Origin of the sequence: Streptomyces sp. NPDC005931 (assembly GCF_042871235.1) — a bacterium.
In the GTDB taxonomy this organism is placed as follows: domain Bacteria; phylum Actinomycetota; class Actinomycetes; order Streptomycetales; family Streptomycetaceae; genus Streptomyces.
The window spans coordinates 413,188-430,670 of the sequence record NZ_JBIAIG010000004.1; the positions used below are offsets into that span (position 1 = coordinate 413,188).

The 17,483-nt window shown below is 73.5% G+C and carries 14 protein-coding genes; 10 read left to right on the forward strand and 4 right to left on the reverse strand.

Annotation, left to right across the window (positions count from 1 at the left end):
* Positions 1-4 precede the first annotated feature (4 nt).
* The gene (locus ACFYOV_RS12970; protein ID WP_389086454.1) at positions 5-2,737 is read right to left on the reverse strand and encodes an FG-GAP-like repeat-containing protein; all 2,733 of its coding nucleotides are present in this window, start codon (positions 2,735-2,737) and stop codon (positions 5-7) included.
* Between the two features lie 286 nt (positions 2,738-3,023).
* Here ACFYOV_RS12970 and ACFYOV_RS12975 point away from each other — a divergent pair, with 286 nt between their 5' ends.
* The 6 genes from ACFYOV_RS12975 to ACFYOV_RS13000 all read left to right on the forward strand — a co-directional run bounded on the left by ACFYOV_RS12975 (position 3,024) and on the right by ACFYOV_RS13000 (position 8,587).
* The gene (locus ACFYOV_RS12975) at positions 3,024-3,455 is read left to right on the forward strand and encodes a hypothetical protein (protein WP_389086456.1); all 432 of its coding nucleotides are present in this window, start codon (positions 3,024-3,026) and stop codon (positions 3,453-3,455) included.
* A complete protein-coding gene (locus ACFYOV_RS12980; RefSeq protein WP_389086458.1) occupies positions 3,452-4,336 on the forward strand; it encodes a hypothetical protein in 885 nt (294 codons plus the stop codon). The genes ACFYOV_RS12975 and ACFYOV_RS12980 overlap by 4 nt, the downstream gene beginning before the upstream one ends.
* A gap of 230 nt (positions 4,337-4,566) precedes the next feature.
* Positions 4,567-5,184, forward strand: a complete 618-nt coding sequence (locus tag ACFYOV_RS12985) for an RNA polymerase sigma factor (RefSeq protein ID WP_389086460.1) — start codon at positions 4,567-4,569, stop codon at positions 5,182-5,184.
* A gap of 276 nt (positions 5,185-5,460) precedes the next feature.
* Complete coding sequence (locus tag ACFYOV_RS12990; protein WP_389086463.1) at positions 5,461-6,426, forward strand: hypothetical protein; 966 nt, start codon at positions 5,461-5,463, stop codon at positions 6,424-6,426.
* Positions 6,427-6,824: 398 nt separating this feature from the next.
* On the forward strand, positions 6,825-7,487 hold the full coding sequence (locus tag ACFYOV_RS12995) for an RNA polymerase sigma factor (RefSeq protein WP_389086465.1): 663 nt from the start codon (positions 6,825-6,827) through the stop codon (positions 7,485-7,487).
* Positions 7,487-8,587 carry a hypothetical protein gene (locus ACFYOV_RS13000; protein WP_389086468.1) on the forward strand — a complete coding sequence of 367 codons (1,101 nt, stop codon included), beginning with the start codon at positions 7,487-7,489 and terminating at the stop codon, positions 8,585-8,587. The genes ACFYOV_RS12995 and ACFYOV_RS13000 overlap by 1 nt, the downstream gene beginning before the upstream one ends.
* Positions 8,588-9,121: 534 nt before the next feature.
* Here the strand turns inward: ACFYOV_RS13000 and ACFYOV_RS13005 are convergent.
* On the reverse strand, positions 9,122-9,991 hold the full coding sequence (locus ACFYOV_RS13005; protein WP_389087085.1) for a L,D-transpeptidase family protein: 870 nt from the start codon (positions 9,989-9,991) through the stop codon (positions 9,122-9,124).
* A gap of 303 nt (positions 9,992-10,294) precedes the next feature.
* On the opposite strand from ACFYOV_RS13005, the gene ACFYOV_RS13010 reads away from it, so the two are divergent.
* Positions 10,295-11,875, forward strand: coding sequence for a methylmalonyl-CoA mutase (locus ACFYOV_RS13010; protein ID WP_389086470.1), 1,581 nt, complete (start codon positions 10,295-10,297; stop codon positions 11,873-11,875).
* A gap of 55 nt (positions 11,876-11,930) precedes the next feature.
* Positions 11,931-12,581 (forward strand): leucine efflux protein LeuE, encoded by a 651-nt coding sequence (leuE, locus tag ACFYOV_RS13015; protein ID WP_389086473.1) that lies wholly within the window; start codon positions 11,931-11,933, stop codon positions 12,579-12,581.
* Positions 12,582-12,657: 76 nt separating this feature from the next.
* Here the strand turns inward: leuE and ACFYOV_RS13020 are convergent, their stop codons facing one another.
* Positions 12,658-13,641, reverse strand: a complete 984-nt coding sequence (locus tag ACFYOV_RS13020; protein ID WP_389086475.1) for a class I SAM-dependent methyltransferase — start codon at positions 13,639-13,641, stop codon at positions 12,658-12,660.
* A 245-nt stretch (positions 13,642-13,886) separates the two neighbouring features.
* Here ACFYOV_RS13020 and ACFYOV_RS13025 point away from each other — a divergent pair, with 245 nt between their 5' ends.
* Positions 13,887-14,873: a glycosyltransferase family 2 protein gene (locus ACFYOV_RS13025; RefSeq protein WP_389086478.1), complete on the forward strand. Its 987-nt coding sequence runs from the start codon at positions 13,887-13,889 to the stop codon at positions 14,871-14,873.
* Positions 14,870-16,219: a polysialyltransferase family glycosyltransferase gene (locus ACFYOV_RS13030; RefSeq protein ID WP_389086480.1), complete on the forward strand. Its 1,350-nt coding sequence runs from the start codon at positions 14,870-14,872 to the stop codon at positions 16,217-16,219. Before ACFYOV_RS13025 ends, ACFYOV_RS13030 begins: the two co-directional genes overlap by 4 nt.
* A 49-nt stretch (positions 16,220-16,268) precedes the next feature.
* Here ACFYOV_RS13030 and ACFYOV_RS13035 read toward each other — a convergent pair whose 3' ends face one another.
* Positions 16,269-17,438 carry an acyltransferase family protein gene (locus ACFYOV_RS13035; RefSeq protein ID WP_389086482.1) on the reverse strand — a complete coding sequence of 390 codons (1,170 nt, stop codon included), beginning with the start codon at positions 17,436-17,438 and terminating at the stop codon, positions 16,269-16,271.
* Positions 17,439-17,483: the final 45 nt, after the last annotated feature.

The following is a 17,483-nucleotide window of genomic DNA, read 5'->3' on the forward strand; positions in this document are numbered from 1 at the left end:
GTCGTTACGGCGTCAGCGTCTGGCCCAGCCGGCCGTCCGTCGGCGTGCCCAGCGTGCCCTTGCTGTAGATGCGGGAGTCGCCGTAGCCGAGGCCGGTGCTGTTGCTCGGCAGGTACTGGGCGATGCCGTCCGTGCCGTCCTCACCTTCCGCGCCGAACGTCAGGTCCGCGCGGCCGTAGCCCGACAGGTCCGTGAGGGTCACGGCGGAACCGAAGCGGTCGCCGGACTCCGTGGCCCCCGGCAGGGTGGAGGTGTCCTGGGAGACGGCGACCGAGCCCGAGCCGCTCAGCCCGGAGGCGGTGCCCCGGAAGAGGATCGCGTTGCCCGCGTCGGAGCGGTTGACGGAGTCGCGGCTCAGGTCCTCGCCGGGCGCGCCGGCCAGGACGTCCGCGTAGCCGTCGGCGTCGAAGTCGCCGATCGACACCGAGGTGCCGAGGGCGTCGCCGGACTCGTTGCTGCCGGGGACCGAGGTCGAGTTCTGGTGGAGCGTCACCATGCCGGTGGTGGTGAAGCCGGTCGAGGTGCCGGGCACCACGGTGATCTGCCCGGCCGTCGTGCCGCCGGACTCCGAGGCGACCGGCTGGCCGATGACGATGTCGTCGTAGCCGTTGCCGTTGACGTCGCCCGCGGCGATGGAACGGCCGCCCTTGACGGAGATGACGCCCACCTTGGCCAGACCGGTGGCGGAGCCGGCGAACCGCAGCACGCGGCCGACGCCGCCGGTGTCGCGGTAGTTGAGCGCGACGTCCGCGTAGCCGTCCCGGTTGAAGTCGCCGGTCGCGGCGTCCAGGTAGGAGACCGCGCCGGTGGAGCCGGTGAGCGTGCCGTACTTGGTGGCGCCGCCGGTCGTGCGGGCGTTCCAGTTGCCGCCCCGGCCGGTGCCGGCCGCGAAGACGTCCGCCCTGCCGTCGCCGTTGAAGTCGCCGACGGCGACCGTGCTGCCGAGCTTCGCGCCGGTCTGCGTCACGCCCGAGGTGGTGTACGAGAAGCCGGTGTTCAGGGCCGGGCCGTACATCACCGTGACCGCGCCGCGGTCGGCGTGGCCGCTGGTGTCGTCCTCGCCGGGGACGCCGATCGCGAGGTCGGCGAAGCCGTCGCCGTTGACGTCGCCCCAGGCGGTCGAGGTGCCGAAGGCGTCGCCGGACTCCGAGGACCCGGGGACGCCGGTGCTGTTCTGGGTGAGGGAGACCGTGGCCGAGGTGACCGGGCCGTCGATGCCGCCCGGGACCACCTTCACCGCGTTGGCCTTGGGCACACCGGCCACCAGGTCGCTCACACCGTCCCGGTTGTGGTCCGAGGTGGGCAGGGCGTGCGAGATGCCCGGCGTCCTGGCCAGCGCGGCGATCAGGGACAGCTTCGGGTAGAGGTTCCGGCCGGGGCAGGCCGTGTAGTTGGTGTCCCGGTGACCGAAGACGCGCGGCACGGTGATCGAGTCACCCTTGTCGATCTTGTTGCCGCTGACGCCGGCGTCCACCCCGGAGGTCAGCGTGACCCGGCCGGTCGGGTCGATGCCGTACATCCCGAACTTCCAGGCGACGACCCGCGCGATGGCGTCGAGCGCGGCGCGGCTGGGCCGGGCGCTCTCGTAGTTGCCGATGTAGGAGATGCCCAGCGTGTCGGTGTTGAAGCCGACGTTGTGCGCGCCCACGACCGGGAGATCCATGCCGCCGCTGCGGCCCTCGAAGATCTGGCCGCACTTGTCGACGACGAAGTTGTAGCCGAGGTCGTAGTAGCCGCGCTCGAAGTGCGCCTGCTGGAGGGACCGCATCCGGGCGCGGGACTCGGCGCAGGACAGGGTGTTGTCGCCGTCCACGCCGGTGTGGTGGATGACGGCGGCCTTGATCTCGGTGCCGTAGCTCGGAGTGCCGTCGTAGTCCGTGGACGCGCCCCACTCGGCCTGCGTGATGACCGGCGGCTTCACGACCGTGGAGGGACGGGGCTCGGGGACGGTGGGAGTGGGGGAGGGGGAGGACGGCGCCGAGGTCTCCGTCTCCGTCGGGGTCCCGGTGGGCGACGTCGTGTCGGCCGGCGTGGAGGGCGTCGTCTCGGCCGGGGTGGACGGAGCCGTCTCGACCGGGGCGGGCGGGGTGGTCTCGGCGGGGGCGGACGGTGCGGCCGTCGTCGGGTCCGTGGTCGCCGTCGTCGGCTCCGCGGTCTCCGCGGCGAACGCGGCCGGCTCCATGCCGTCCACCGACGGGGCGCCCTTCGGGTCCGTGCCCGGGTCGAGCAGCTTGACGTCCATGCCGGACGGCTGGCCGGCCGCCTGGGTGCCGTCGGCCGTCACCACGCGCACCTCGACGCCGTCGGAGGCGCCCGTCCACACCGAGGCGGTGCCGCCGCGGGTCGCCGCCCGCTCGCCCTCCGCGCCCTCGGCCTGGTTCGGCTCGGCCTCCAGCTCCTGCCAGCCCGACCACTTACCGGTCTCCAGGTCCCGGGTGCGCACCTCGGGCGTGCCCTTGACGGCGGCGTCGGGGTTGTCCCAGGTGACGACGACCGCGCTGAAGCGGTCGGTCTCCTGCCGGTCGAGTCCGCGGCGGCCCGCGCCGCGGTTCTCCAGCTTCAGCGTCTGCACGCTCGGCTTGCGGACCTTGGCCTTGGCGCCGGACGGCGCGGAGGACTGGCCCGCCACCGCGTACGTCACGACGCCCGCGCCGCTCAGGACGACGGCGCCGACGGTCAGCCACGCCCGGCGCTTGAGACTGAGCGGTTTGTACGCATGGGTCCTGCGAGGACTCAACTACCCCACCCCTAGAAAAGGAACACGAAAGCATCACCTGTCACACAGGTGGCACTTACTCAGCGCTCAGCCATGGCCAAATGTCACTCGTCGGCCGCCGGACCGGCATGACTCCCGCAACTGCCGTTCCTGGCCTCTCCGAGCCCGAAAGGGTCTACCGCGCCCGTGAGTTGGCGGTGTGTGAGGCGACACGCACGTGCCGCGTGACGTTCCGGGCGGAGCGACCGCTTGGTATGTCGGGGGCCGGTCTCGGCCTCCCCACAGACCGAGCGAAGGGTGGGAACCCATGGGGAAGCCGGACGAGCGCGAGCCGTGCGCCCGCGAGATGCGTGCGCACGCGGCGGCCTTCGTCGCCCGCGTCACCGCCCGCCACCGGCTGCCCCTGGACTACTCCGTGGCAAGCCTCCGCGTCGTCGACCGTCTGATCGACGGGCTGCGCAAGGGCGGCGCGGCCCCGGAACACGCCGACGACACCCTGCTGGCGCTCGGCGCCTACGTCGGCGAGGTGCTGGTCCGCCGCGCGGGCGCGGTCTGGGTGGACCTCGACGCGGACCAGCGGGCCTGCTTCGGCCGCCCGGTGGGCGTCCGCATGCCCGACGGCCGGATCTGGAACCCCCTCGGCAAGGTGCGCAACCGCTTCCACGACGGCGGCCCGGAAGAGTCCCTCCAGCGCTTCTACCTGACCCTGCACGGCCGCGTCCGCAAGGCCGTCGCGTGAGCGGGGCCCGGCGCGGCCCGCGCGTCACGGCGACCGCCCTCGTCCTCGGCGCCTGCATGGCGCTCTCCGGCTGCTCCCAGGACCGGGACGGCCGGTCCCCCCGGCCGCCGGCCGCCCCGTCGTCCACCGCCGGTACCCCGCGGGCCGTGCCCGCGCCGCCCGCCACGGCCGAGGAGTTCCTGGCCCGCGCGAGGAAGGCGATGAACGGCGAGAAGGGCTGGACCTTCGCCGTACGCGGCCGCGAGGGGCTGGTCCTGCAGGGCCGGGAGAACGCCGCGACCTACACCGCCACCGTGCGCCGCACCACCGGCGAGCGTTGGGCCCTGCACTCCACCGGCACCACCACCAGCAGCAAGGGCGTGGCCGAGGCCGAGGAGATCTACGTCGTCGACGGAACCGTGCACGTGCGCCGCGGCGGACCCGGCGCCGCCTGGACCCGGGGACCGCTCACCGACCCCGAGCAGGCGGACCGGGTCGAGGACCCGGTCGCGGCGCTCGACGCCTTCGAGGAGTACGGCCCGGGCGACGTCACCCCGGCCCGGGTGGACGGCCGGGTAGAGCTGCGGGTCCGTACCGGCCCCGGGGCGCTGTCCGCCGCACGCGGGCGGGGCGTCGTGGAGAAGGCGGTGCGCGAGCTGCGGCCCACCCTGAGGCAGCTGCGCGCGGCGGGCGTCGCGGCCCCCGAGAGCGCCATCACCGTGGAGTACGCCGACGAGACGCTCGTCCTCGACCCCGCGACCCACCGGATCACCTCGCACACCTTCCGCTGCGCCTTCCGCATCCCCCACGGCGAGCGGACCATCCGCTACGAGCAGCAGGTCACGGAGCGGACCGAGGGGACGTACGGCGCAGACGTCACGCTGCCGTCGCAGGCGCGGTGACGGCCGGACCGCTCCACGCGCTGTGACACTTCCGGCCGGCCAGGCGCTGATGATCGTGAGGGCGTGGCATCTCGTGCGCCCCCTGGTGCGGGCTCGCTCGGCTGTGACGGCTGCCGCGGAGGTGGTGGTCGTGCGCCGGTGACGCCGGCCACGACCCCCGGCCGCTCCGGACGGGCCGTCGCGGCCCGCCGCGCAGCCCGCCACGCAATCCGTACGGACGAGGATGCTTCTTGGGCCAGCGAGGGGAACCCCGCCGCGTGCAGCCGCACGACGGCGAGTTGGGCGCGGCCGTCGAGCGGGCCCAGGCAGGGGACGAGGCCGCGTTTGCGGTGGCGTACCGGCTGGTGCAGCCCGGCCTGCTCGGCTATGTGCGCGGGCTGGTGGGCGATGACGCCGAGGACGTGACGTCGGACGCCTGGCTGGAGATCGCCCGCGATCTGGGACGGTTCAAGGGGGACGGAGCCGGGTTCCGGGGCTGGACGGCGACCATCGCCCGGCACCGTGCGCTGGACCACCTGCGCCGCCAGCGGGTACGGCCCCGGTCGTCGGCGCTGGAGCAGGACGTCCTGGAGCTGCCCGCGCCGCAGAACACGCACGAGCAGGCCATGGAGGCCCTGTCCACGGAGCGCGCCCTGGAGCTGGTCGGCGGGCTGCCGCGGGACCAGGCCGAGGCGGTGCTGCTGCGCGTGGTCGTCGGTCTCGACGGCCCCGCCGCCGCCCGCGTGCTGGGCAAGCGGCCCGGCGCCGTACGGACGGCGGCGTACCGCGGTCTGAAACGCCTGGCGAGCCAGCTGGGCGTCGACGGTGTGACGGATGAGGCTTCCCGGACGCTGGGGGAGTCGAAATGAACGGCGGGCGGAACGGCGCGCGGAGCATGCCTCGCGGCGTCGCCCGGAGCGAGCCGCCCGGCCCCGGCACCGTGGCCGGGGCGGCCGCGGCCGATGGTCTGAACAGGACGGATGCGCCGAACGTATCCGTCGGTCCGGGCAGCACGGCCGCAGTGGGCCGGGTGCCCGGAGCAACGGGAGCGATCGCAGCGGCCGCAACGGGTGCCGCCGGTGGCCCGCGGGGATCCGGCGGCGGGCCGGGTGGATCGAGTGGATCGAGCAGGGACGGGATCGGACATGGGTGAACGGCAGAGCGACGGCGGGCTGTCCGGCCGTCGGCGTGTGCACCCTGAGGGCGCTCCGTCCGGCAGCCGGGCGGCCGGGCACGACGCCCCCGCCCCCGGCGGCCACCGGTCCGTCGACGCCGCCGACCTCGAGGTGCTGCTCGCCACCGCGCTGATCCGGGACGGTGTGGACGCCGCGGCCGAGCAGCGCGCGGTGGCCGCGTTCCGGGCCGCGCGGGAGGCGGGCGCCTATGCGCGGGCGAGCACCCGGCGCCGGGACGACTGGCGTCCGCGCGGGCGGCGGCTCGGGCGGTACTCGGTGAAGGCCGTGGTCTCCGTGCTGCTCGGCGGTCTCACCCTGAGCGGGGTCGCGGTCGCCGCGATCGGCGCGGCCGGCTCGTCCACCGACACCCCCGGGGACGACGGCAGGAGTACGCACGCCTCCTCCGGCGCGTCCGCCGGCACCTCCCCGGGCACCCCCGGCGCGGGCTCCGGCAGCGGGTCGGAGCGGTCGGCTGCCGCCCGGGACGCCGAGGCGCTGTGCCGCGCGTACGAGCTGGTCGAGGGGCGCGGCAGGGCGCTGGACGCGACCGTGTGGAAGCGGCTGGTCTCGGTCGCCGGCGGCGAGAAGAAGGTCGACGCGTACTGCGCCGAACAGCTGGCCGGGGCACGGCCCGGCGCGAGCGGGACGCCGGACGAGAACGCGAGTGGCGCCACCGGCCGGGCCGGCAACGAGGGCTCCGCCGGCGCGGGCAACACGGGCAACACGGGCGGCGACGCCTCCGGAAACGCCGGCGGCGACACCGCGGCGACGGCGGGCACCTCCGGGACGGACGGCACGGCGGGCAGCGGTGCGGACGGCGCCGGAAGCGGTGCGGGGGAGACCAGCGGCGGGGGCGAGGGCCCGGACGGCGGCGCCGTCGGCGGGACCGCGGGCACGCAGGGCAAGCCGGCCGGGCCGGGGGGCACCAACCCGTAGGGCAGCACCTGTGAGCAGGGAAGAAACGGTCATCCGCGCCTTCGGGCGCCTTCGCGCGTTCACCGCCGAGGCAACGGCCGGGGCCGCCACCCCCCACAGGAGAGGCCCCGGCCGTCGCGCGGCACGGGCCGCGCGGCGGCCCGTACCTTCTACAGCGCCATGGGTGCGTTTTCTGTCACACCTCACTGTGTCACGGGTCAGTTGCATCTTCGGCGGACATGGACGGCGAGTGGTTTCAGGCCGTAACGTGCCTTTCGCGCCGGGCTGCGGAGGGCGGCAGACGACCACACCGACCACCCGCGGCCTCGAGATTCGCACACCATGAACCGAGGAACCACAACGGCGAGAAACCCGGTCCGCGCGAGCGGCACCGGACGAGGCGCAGAAGGGCGCACGCGGTGCTGGGGGACGACGCGGAGCTGACCGCCGCGGTGCGCGCGGCACAGGACGGGGACGAGACCGCGTTCCGGACTGTGTACCGCTCGGTGCACCCGCGGCTGCTGGGGTACGTACGGACACTGGTCGGCGACCCCGACTCCGAGGACGTGACGTCCGAGGCGTGGCTGCAGATAGCCCGTGACATGGAGCGGTTCAGCGGCGACGCGGACCGGTTCCGGGGCTGGGCCGCCAGGATCGCCCGCAACCGCGCCCTCGACCACATACGCATGCGCGGGCGCCGTCCCGCGATCGGCGGCGACGAGACCGAGCTGACCGGTCGTGCAGCCGACTCCGACACCGCCGGCGAGGCCATCGAGTCACTGGCCACCGACGGCACCTTCTCCCTCATCGCCCGGCTGCCGCAGGACCAGGCCGAGGCGGTCGTGCTGCGCGTGGTCGTGGGCCTCGACGCCAAGACCGCCGCGGAGACGCTGGGCAAGCGGCCGGGCGCCGTACGGACCGCCGCGCATCGGGGCCTGAAGCGGCTGGCCGAGATGCTCGGCGAGGATCCGGAATCCGCCGGGGTGCTCGACGCACTCCCGCCCCAGAGAGAACCGCGCCGCCGCGCGGTGACGTCCGCGGCAGTGACGCACATGCGAGCGCGGACGCAGAAGGACATGTGATGGCCGACGAGCACGACAGCTGGCTGGACCGCGAAACGGCGGAGCGCTTGCTCAGCGGAGAGCCGCTCGAAGCCGTCGATCCGGCCGCCCGGGAACAGGCCGAACGGCTTGCGAAGGCGCTCGGCGCGCTCACCCCCGAACCCCCCGCGAACGGCGAGGAGATCCCCGGGGAAGCCGCCGCGCTGGCCGCCTTCCGCACGGTGCGCGCGGAGCGTGCGGGCGCGGTCGGTGAGCGTGCGGTCACCGACGGGCATGAGTCCGGCCTCGTCCGGACCGGCGCCCCGCGCGCCTGGGGCCGGGACGTGGTGGGCGGGCCCCGCTGGGCACGGCCCCTGCGTCTGGGTCTGGCCGCCGCGGTGACCGCCGGCATCGTCTCGGGGGCCGCGGTCCTGGCCGGAACCGGAGTGCTGCCGCTGCCGACCGGAGGCTCCGGACCCGAACCGGCCGCCACGGTCTCGGCCACCGCCACGCGCCCGGGCCGGCAGCTGCCGCCGCCGTCGCCGACGCAGGGCACGCGCGGCGGCGAAGCGGAGGGCACCCCGGGCCACCGCTCGGGCGGCGCCGGCACGGACGGGCGGGGCGACGGCGCCGACGGTGCGGAGAAGAAGCCGGGTTCCGACGACGCCGTGCCTTCCGTCCGCGGCGGCGGGAACCGTCTCGCCGCCGCCTGCCGCGACCTGCGCGACGGCAAGACGCTCGGGACCGGCCGCAGGCGCGCCCTGGAGGACGCGGCGGGCGGTTCCACCCATGTCGGTTCCTACTGCAAGGGCGTCCTTACCACGCCCGCCCCCGCTGCCACCCAGGGCAAGGGCACGCCCAAGGCCGACCCCGAGGCCAAGGACGGCACGGGTTCCGGCGGCACGGGCGGTGGAAAGTCCGCGGGCAGGGGCGGCAACGGCGGCAAGGGCGGAGAGGACGGCGGGGGCGGAGAGGCCGGCGCGGGCCGGGGCGAGGGACACGGCGACGCCGGGAAGGGCGCCGGGAAGGGTGCCGGCAAGGGCGGAGGCGGCAAGGGCGGAACCGCGCTCGCCCCCGGAAGCGACACCTCCGCCAAGGTCGCCCACGGCCACGCAGCCACCTCGGCACCCGCCCCCGGCTGACCCGCGATCCGCGCGCCCCACCTCCTCAGCCGAGCGCCCCACCCCTCAACCCGCAGTACGCCGGAGCCGTCAGCCGTCAGCCGTCAGCCGTCAGCCGTCAGCCGTCAGCCGTCGGCCGTCAACTGATGCCGCCGCCCACGCACCACCCCCGGCGCCACACACCACCGGGCCACCCGGCCACACCGGGCACCGGCCCCACTCCGCACTCCTCAGCCCTCCCGGCGCCCCGCGTCCCCGGCCGCCCGCGCCTCACCGGCCCCACGGCGCACGGTGCGTAGGCCCACCCCGCGTGTCCCTCCTCCACAAGCCTGTGACCTGCGGTTTTGCAGGTCGCAAAAAAAATCGACCCGAGGGTGTGACGTTTTCGGTCGCCGGGGCGCAGTAATGAGTGAGCCGACTGGTCATCGGCCCTCGCACAGAGCCGGGGTTCCCCCCGTACCCGCGGCTCGTGCATTGGCGCGGGCGGGACACGTTCCCCCGGTTCCGCCCGCGCCCCAATCCCTCCGCGCGCAACCGCGCTCCCTCACCGCCCGCTCACCAGTGCACGACGACCTTGTCGCCGTCCCGCACCTGCTCGTACAGCGCGGCAATGGCCCTCTCGTCCCGCACGTTCACGCAGCCGTGCGACGTGCCACCGTAGCCCCGCGCGGCGAAGTCGGGGGAGTAGTGCACCGCCTGGCCGCCGCTGAAGAACATGGCGTAGGGCATGGGCGAGTCGTAGAGCGTGGACACGTGGTCGCGGGACTTCCAGTAGACACGGAAGACACCCTCCCGGGTCGGCGTGTACTCCGAGCCGAAGCGGACCGGCAGCGTCGTCACCGTCCGCCCGCCGATCATCCAGCGCAGCGTCCGGCTCGACTTGCTGATGCACAGCACCCGGCCCGACCTGCACCGCGGATCAGGGTCGTCCGCCGGCTGCCCGCCCATCAGGTACAGCTCCCACGTCCCCGGCTCGCGCGTCATGGCCACCAGGCGCCGCCAGGTCGCGGAGTCGGTCCGCCCGGTCGGCGGCAGGCCCCGCCTGCCCTGGAAACCCCGGACCGCCTTCTCCGTCGGCTCGTCGTACAACCCGGTCGGCCCGTGGAACAGCCAGGCCACCTGCCTCAGCCGGGCCTGGAGCTCGCGCACGTCGCGCCCCGAGTCGCCGCGGGACCACAGCACCCGCGCCCGCTCGGCCGCCCCCGGCGTCCCGGCCGGTCTGCCGCCCGGTGTGCCGCCCGGTGTGCCGTCCGGCCCGCCGGGCTGTGCCCCGACGCCACCGCCGGAGGCCCGCGGCGCGGAGGGTGTACCGCTCGGCAGCTCGATGCGCACCGGCGACCGGCCCCCGCCCTCCCCGTCGGCGGGCTGTACCGTGCAGCCGGCGGCCCCCGTGATCACCGCGGTCACCGTGGCCGGCGCCACCAGCGCGGCGACCGCCCGCCCCCTGCTCCTACCCCGCACCGAAGACCCCCGCCCTCTCACCGGTCCCGTCCGGCCGTCGAGGGAGATGTTCCCCCGGGGTGACCGCTCCCGAACCACGGGGCATGGTGGTGAGTGACCGAGGTCCCATCGCGGCTGTGAGGAAGGTCCCAGCGTGCTCCCCTCCACCGGGCGCACGGCCCACCGCTACAGTCCGTCGGAGGGTTGGTCTGTACTGGCGAGTAACTGACGAGTAACGGCGAGCGGGCCGAGCAGCACCGCTCACCGCTCAGCGGGAGGCATCACACCATGGCGCGCGAGTCGGAGTCCGGACTGCCCATCGAACCGGTCTACGGGCCGGAGGCTCTCGAGGGCTGGGACCCGGCGGGGAAGCTGGGCGAGCCGGGGACGTACCCCTTCACCCGGGGCGTGTACCCGACCATGTACACCGGCCGCCCCTGGACCATGCGCCAGTACGCCGGTTTCGGCACGGCGGTGGAGTCCAACGCCCGCTACAAGCAGCTCATCGCCAACGGCACCATGGGCCTGTCGGTCGCCTTCGACCTGCCCACCCAGATGGGCCACGACTCCGACGCCCCGATCGCGCACGGCGAGGTCGGCAAGGTGGGCGTCGCCATCGACTCGATCGACGACATGCGGGTGCTGTTCGGCGGCATCCCGCTGGACAAGGTCTCCACGTCGATGACGATCAACGCGCCCGCCGCCCTGCTGCTGCTCCTGTACCAACTGGTCGCCGAGGAGCAGGGCGTCCCGGCGGACAAGCTGACCGGCACGATCCAGAACGACGTGCTGAAGGAGTACATCGCGCGGGGCACGTACATCTTCCCGCCGAAGCCCTCCCTGCGGCTCATCGCGGACATCTTCAAGTACTGCAGGGCCGAGATCCCGAAGTGGAACACGATCTCGATCTCCGGTTACCACATGGCCGAGGCGGGCGCCTCGCCCGCGCAGGAGATCGCGTTCACCCTGGCCGACGGCATCGAGTACGTCCGCACCGCGGTCGCGGCCGGCATGGACGTCGACGACTTCGCTCCGCGTCTGTCGTTCTTCTTCGTCGCCCGGACGACGATCCTGGAGGAGGTCGCCAAGTTCCGCGCGGCGCGCAGGATCTGGGCGCGGGTGATGAAGGAGGAGTTCGGCGCGAAGAACCCCAAGTCGCTGATGCTCCGCTTCCACACCCAGACCGCGGGCGTGCAGCTGACGGCCCAGCAGCCCGAGGTGAACCTGGTGCGCGTCGCCGTCCAGGGCCTCGCGGCGGTGCTCGGCGGCACCCAGTCGCTGCACACCAACTCCTTCGACGAGGCGATCGCCCTGCCGACCGACAAGTCCGCCCGCCTGGCCCTGCGCACCCAGCAGGTCCTCGCCTACGAGACGGACGTGACGGCGACGGTCGACCCCTTCGCGGGCTCCTACGTCATCGAGAGGATGACCGACGACGTCGAGGCGGCCGCGGTCGAGCTGATGCAGAAGGTCGAGGACCTCGGCGGCGCGGTGTCCGCCATCGAGCGCGGCTTCCAGAAGAGCGAGATCGAGCGCAGCGCCTACCGCATCGCCCAGGAGACCGACTCCGGCGAGCGGGTCGTGGTCGGCGTCAACCGCTTCCAGCTCGACGAGGAGGAGCCGTACGAGCCCCTGCGCGTCGACCCCGCCATCGAGGCCCAGCAGGCCGAGCGCCTCGCCAAGCTCCGCGCGGAGCGCGACCAGCAGGCGGTGGACACCGCCCTGGCCGCCCTGAAGAAGGCCGCGGAGGGCGAGGACAACGTCCTGTACCCGATGCGCGAGGCCCTGCGGGCCCGGGCGACGGTGGGCGAGGTCTGCAACGCCCTGCGCGAGGTCTGGGGCACGTACGTCCCGTCGGACGCCTTCTGAACCGGCCCGTCACCCCGGGAACGGAGTGCCGTGCCCTCGTGCGACACTCCTTCTCGTGTTCGGCGTCATCGACCTCCCCACCTACCTGGCGGGCCTCGTCCTGATCGTCCTGCTGCCCGGTCCCAACTCCCTCTACGTGCTGTCCGTCGCCGCCCGGAGCGGGGTGTGCAGCGGGTACCGGGCCGCGGCCGGGGTCTGGTGCGGCGACACCGTGCTGATGACACTGTCCGCGGCCGGTGTCGCCTCGCTGCTCCAGGCGAACGCCGTGCTCTTCGGGATCGTGAAGTTCGCCGGCGCCGGCTATCTGACCTGGCTGGCCGTCGGGATGCTGCGGGCCGCCCGGGCGATGTGGCGCGACCGGCGGGACAGCGGCGCGGCCGAGGCTCCGCAGGCCGCGGTGTCCACGGAGCGGCCCTACCGCCGCGCCCTGGTCATCAGCCTCTTCAACCCCAAGGCGATCCTGTTCTTCGTCGCCTTCTTCGTGCAGTTCGTCGACCCGGGATACGCCTATCCCGCGCTCTCCTTCGTCGTCCTCGGCACCCTCGCCCAGCTCGCCAGCTTCCTTTACCTCAGCGCGCTCATCTTCGGCGGCACGCGCCTCGCCGACACCTTCCGCCGCCGACGTCGCCTGTCGGCGGGAGCCACCTCGGCGGCGGGCGCGCTGTTCCTGGGATTCGCGGCGAAGCTGTCCGTGGCGAGCGCGTAGACGCCGACGGCCGGCGCCGGCCGGGTCGTGCCGGGTACTCCGCGCGCCGGCCGGGCCGAGGTACAGGTCCCGGGTGTCAGGGCCTCGGCCGGCTGCCCCCGGCCGTCCGGGCGCGGTAGCGGCGCACGGCGCGGGTGACGATCGGCGGCAGCAGGTCCACGGCCAGGCGGCGGGCGCGGGTGCGGGCATCGGTGCGGGCCGGCGTCCGGCCCGGCGTGGCGGACCCGGCCGTCGGCGCACCCGTGCCCCGGTCCGGTCCCGGTGCGGCCCCGTCGGCCGTGCCCGTCGTCGGCGCGTGGTGCCGGGAGCGCGGCAGCGAGGGCGGCTGCATGGTCTTCGTACGGGCGCGGGCCCGGACCAGGCGGTGGCCGGCGGCCTGTTCCACGGTGACCGAGCAGTCGCCGCGGCCGCGCAGCGCGGCGAGCAACTGGTCCTGGACGGGCTCCGGATCGCCCCAGGTGCCGTAGAGCTTCTGCGAGCTCAGGCAGATCGGACGCAGACCGCGGTTCAGCACCGCCTCCCAGGTGGCGGCGGCGACCCCCGGGGTGTGCTCGCTGCGGAAGTCGTCGAGGACGACGATCCCCTCGGGCCCCAGCAGGTCGTGGGCCGCGCCGATGTCGCCGTGGACGTGCTCGTACAGGTGCGAGGCGTCGATGTGGACGAAGCGGCAGGAGCCGGATGCGACCTTCTCGGTGATCACGGAGGTGGGTGCCTGGACGACGACCGGCAGCGTCTCGTGGAAGGACAGGTAGTTCCGCTCGAACGCCTGCCGGGTGAGGGAGGCGTACGACCTCCTGGTCTCCGCCCGGTTGGCGTCGTCCGGCGGCTCCGCCCCGAACAGGTCGCAGACCGTGAGCGTCTCGCCCTCCCGCAGGTGGTGCCCCAGCACGATGGCGCTCTTGCCCATGTAGGCACCCAGTTCCAGCAGGTCGCCGCGGGTGCCGCGGGACTCCTGCCAGTCGAGGAACCAGGTGAACAGCACTTGGTCGAGCGGCCAGAACCAGCCGGGGACGTCGTTCAGCTCGCGAGGGTACTCGTGGATCGTCTGCGCAGTCGCCATGAAGGGAGGATGCCTGCTGGGCGGAGAAAATGCCCCCGGCCCGCCCAAGTTCGTGCACAGAAATATCGCAGGCCCCTCCCGACATCCGGGAAGATCATCATCCGATCGACCGAGGAGCGCCCCACGGAAATGGAGGTCGTCTCGTTGCCTCCCGTTCACCCAATGTCCGTCGCGGGGTTGATGAGCGGCGTCGAAGGTCTTTTACGGTCGCAGGGATTCGCCCCGGAGAGAGCTCAGGTGTACGCGTGACCAACCGCCCCCCGAAACTGTCCGTGATCGTCCCCTGCTACAACATCGAGGCCTACGTCGCGGACACCGTGACCAGCCTCGTCAACAACGACCGGGGCGATTTCGAATTCCTCTTCGTCGAGGACTGCTCCACCAAGGACCGGACCTACGAAGCACTGCTCGAACTGACCGGTCGGCTGGGGAACAGCAAGGTCATCCGGCACGAGCGCAACGGCGGACTGGCCACCGCGCGCAACACCGGGATCGACGCGGCGCAGGGCCGCTACCTCACCTTCCTGGACGGCGACGACTGGCTCGCCCCCGGCTACCTGGCCGACCTGGTGGACGCCATCGAACGCCTCGACGTCGACTTCGTACGGACCGACCACGTCCAGGCCACCGGCGTGGAACGGCTCGTGCAGCGGGCCCCCGAGGGCCGTCGGCACGTCCCGCTCGATCCGCGCAGCTCCATCCTCCCCGTCGACGACACGACCATGGTCGACTACCCGTACGCCTGGGCCGGCATCTATCACCGCCGACTCCTCGACCGGGGGCTGCTGCGCTTCCACGACGGACTGCGCACCGCCGAGGACCGGCCCTGGATCTGGGAGCTGCACCGCCGGGCCGAGTCCTATGCCGTCGCCAGCCTGCGCGGCGTGTTCTACCGGCGGGGTGTGGCAACCTCACTCACCCAGATCGGTGACGTACGGCAACTGGACTTCTTCCGCTCCTTCGACCTCGTCCTCGCCGAACTCGAGGCCGACCCCGAGGCGGACCGGCTGCGCACGAAGGCGCTGCGGAACTACTGCGTCGTCATCGCCCACCAACTGCGCGACCGCCACCGCTTCGAGCGCAGCGTCCACGCCAGGCTGCGGGAGCTGGCCGCCGAGGCGCTGGGCCGGATGAGCGAGCAGGACCTGGCCGACGCCCTCGTCGGCATGGGGGAACAACGCGTCCACACGCTGCGGCGCATACGCGGCGGCATGAAGGGAGTCGCGGTATGAGCGGCACGACCCAGATCTTCTTCTCGGCCACGCAGTACGCCGCCGCCACCGTCACCGCCGCCCTCCGCGCCGGTCTGTTCGGCCCTCGCTCGGCCCACCGCCGCATCCTGGTCGTCAGCAACACCGCCGCCGTGCCCGAGGTGGGCACCCCGCTGGACCGGATGGCCGGCTTCGAGGAGCTGCGCCCCGAGTTCGACGAGGTGCGCTCCTGGAACGCGTTCATCTCCCCGCACCACCCGGCCGGCTGGTCGCCGCGCGCCCAGGACACCGGCCTGTGGGAGAGGGCCGTACGCCTCGCCTGGGACCTCGGCGACGAACCCGTGGAGATCGCCTGCGAGTCCATCCAGGCCAACCCCTCCCGCGCGGTGGCCGACATCTTCGCGGACAGCCCGATCCACGTGTACGCGGACGGCCTGATGAGCTACGGTCCCACCCGCAACCGCATCCCGTACGGCATGAGCAGCCGCATCACCCGCGTGCTCCACCTGGACCTGATCCCCGGCCTGCGCCCGATGCTGCTGTCGGAGTACGGCGTCGAGCCCGAGCCCGTCCCCAATGCGGCCGTCGTCGAGGTCCTTGCCGGGATCGGGAAGGAGGGCGCCCGGATCCTCGACGAACGCCTGCTCGCCGACGTCCGGCCCACGGCCGTGCTGCTCGGCCAGTACCTCTCCGCCCTCGACCTCATCACTCAGGAGGAGGAGGAGCGGCTGCACCTGCGCATGCTGCGCGCCGCCGCCCGGGCCGGTCACGAGAACGTGCTGTTCAAGCCACACCCCAGCGCGCCCGCCGTGTACAACAGGTCGCTGGAGGCCACGGCCGCCGAGCTCGGCGTGCGGCTGACCGTGCTGAGCGAACCGGTCCTCGCCGAGACCCTCTTCGCCCATCTGCGGCCGAGACTGGTCATCGGCTGCTTCTCGACCGCCCTGATGACCGCCGCCGCCTTCTACGGCATCCCCGTGGCCCGGGTCGGCACGGACCTGCTGCTCGAACGCATCACGCCGTACGAGAACAGCAATCGCATCCCGCTCACCGTCATCGACGCGGCACTGCCCGACGCCGAACGGGACCAGGCCGGCAAGCCGCTGGAACTGGCCGGGCTCGCGGACCGGCTGGCTCCGCTGGTGCGCGCGGTGGGCTACTGCATGCAGGCCCGCAAGCACCACGGTCTGCGCGAGGAGGTGGCCACCTGGCTCACCGGCCACCTCGACGAGTACCCCCAGTACTTCAAGAAGCGCCGCCTGACCAGCCTGCGCCTGCCCGGAGGCAGCCCGGTGCGCGCCGAGGCGCTGCGCCGCAACCCGACGGTGCGGCGCGTCGTCCGCCGGATCCGCCAGGCCCAGTCCTGACGCGGCAGCCCCGGGCGCCCCGGCGGACTCAGGCCGGGGCGCCCGGCGCTCAGCCCCTCGGACGCGCCGCCTGCTCGGTCATCAGCCGTTTCAGCCGGGGCCCGAAGGGCTTCTCCACGAACCGGTGCAGCAGCCAGGCCAGCGCCAGCAGACCGGCCACGGACAGGGCGAGCGTCGCGTAGGGCCCCACCCCGAGGCCTCGGTGCAGCACCCGGATGGCGAACCAGCCCAGGTGCTCGTGGACCAGATAGAAGGGGTACGTCAGTGCCCCCGCCACCGTCAGCCAACGCCAGTCGGCCCGGCGGGCCCAGCCCAGCGCCACCGCCGCGACGGCGGCGAAGGCGAGCAGCACGATGCCCTGGACGACATACGGCTCGACGTGGAAGTCGCCCTGCGCGCCCGGGTGCCACAGCGCCATGACCGAGTAGCGCTGCCCCAGCAGGAAGGACATGCCCACGATCCCCCACAGCAGCAGGTCGCCGCCGAACCGGTGGATCAGGTACAGCGCCAGCCCGCCGACGAAGAACGGCGCGTGATCGCGCATCACCACCTCGTCCAGCAGCGGGTTGTCCGCGACCCGGGCGAAGGCACCGGCCAGCGTCCACAGCACGCAGAACACCACCACGCGCCGGTAGGTGACGCCCTTCCAGATCACGAACAGCGCGAAGAGTACGTAGAAGCGCATCTCCACCCACAGCGTCCAGCACACCCCGAGGACCCTCGGCACCCCCATCGGCTGCTGGAGCATCGTCAGATTCATCAGGAACTCGTCGGCCCGGAGCGGCGGGAACACCACGGGCAGGGCCAGCGACGCGGCGCCCACCAGGAACAGGGCCGCCCAGTAGGCCGGGTAGAGGCGCGCGACGCGGGAGCGGAAGAAGTCGCCCAGGGTCCGGCCCCAGCTGCTCATGCAGATGACGAATCCGCTGATGACGAAGAAGAACTGCACGCCCAGACAGCCGTAGACCGCCGCGCGCGACAGCGTCGGGAACATCTGCCCGGGCGACTGCCCCCAGGAGGCGGCGACCTCCCCGTTCTTGCCCGCGAAGTGGTAGAAGCAGACCATCAGCGCGGCCAGCAGCCGCAGCCCGTCGAGGGCGCGCAGGCGGTCCACCGCACGGGGTGCCGGCGGGGTGAGGGGTTTGTCGCGGTGCCGCGCGCGTACGGCGGGCGCCGGGGCGGGGTGGCTGCCCGGTGGGGCCTGGTCTGCCACGGTCATCGGCGGACTTCCTCGGGGTCTCGATGGGGCGTGCGCCCCCGGGAT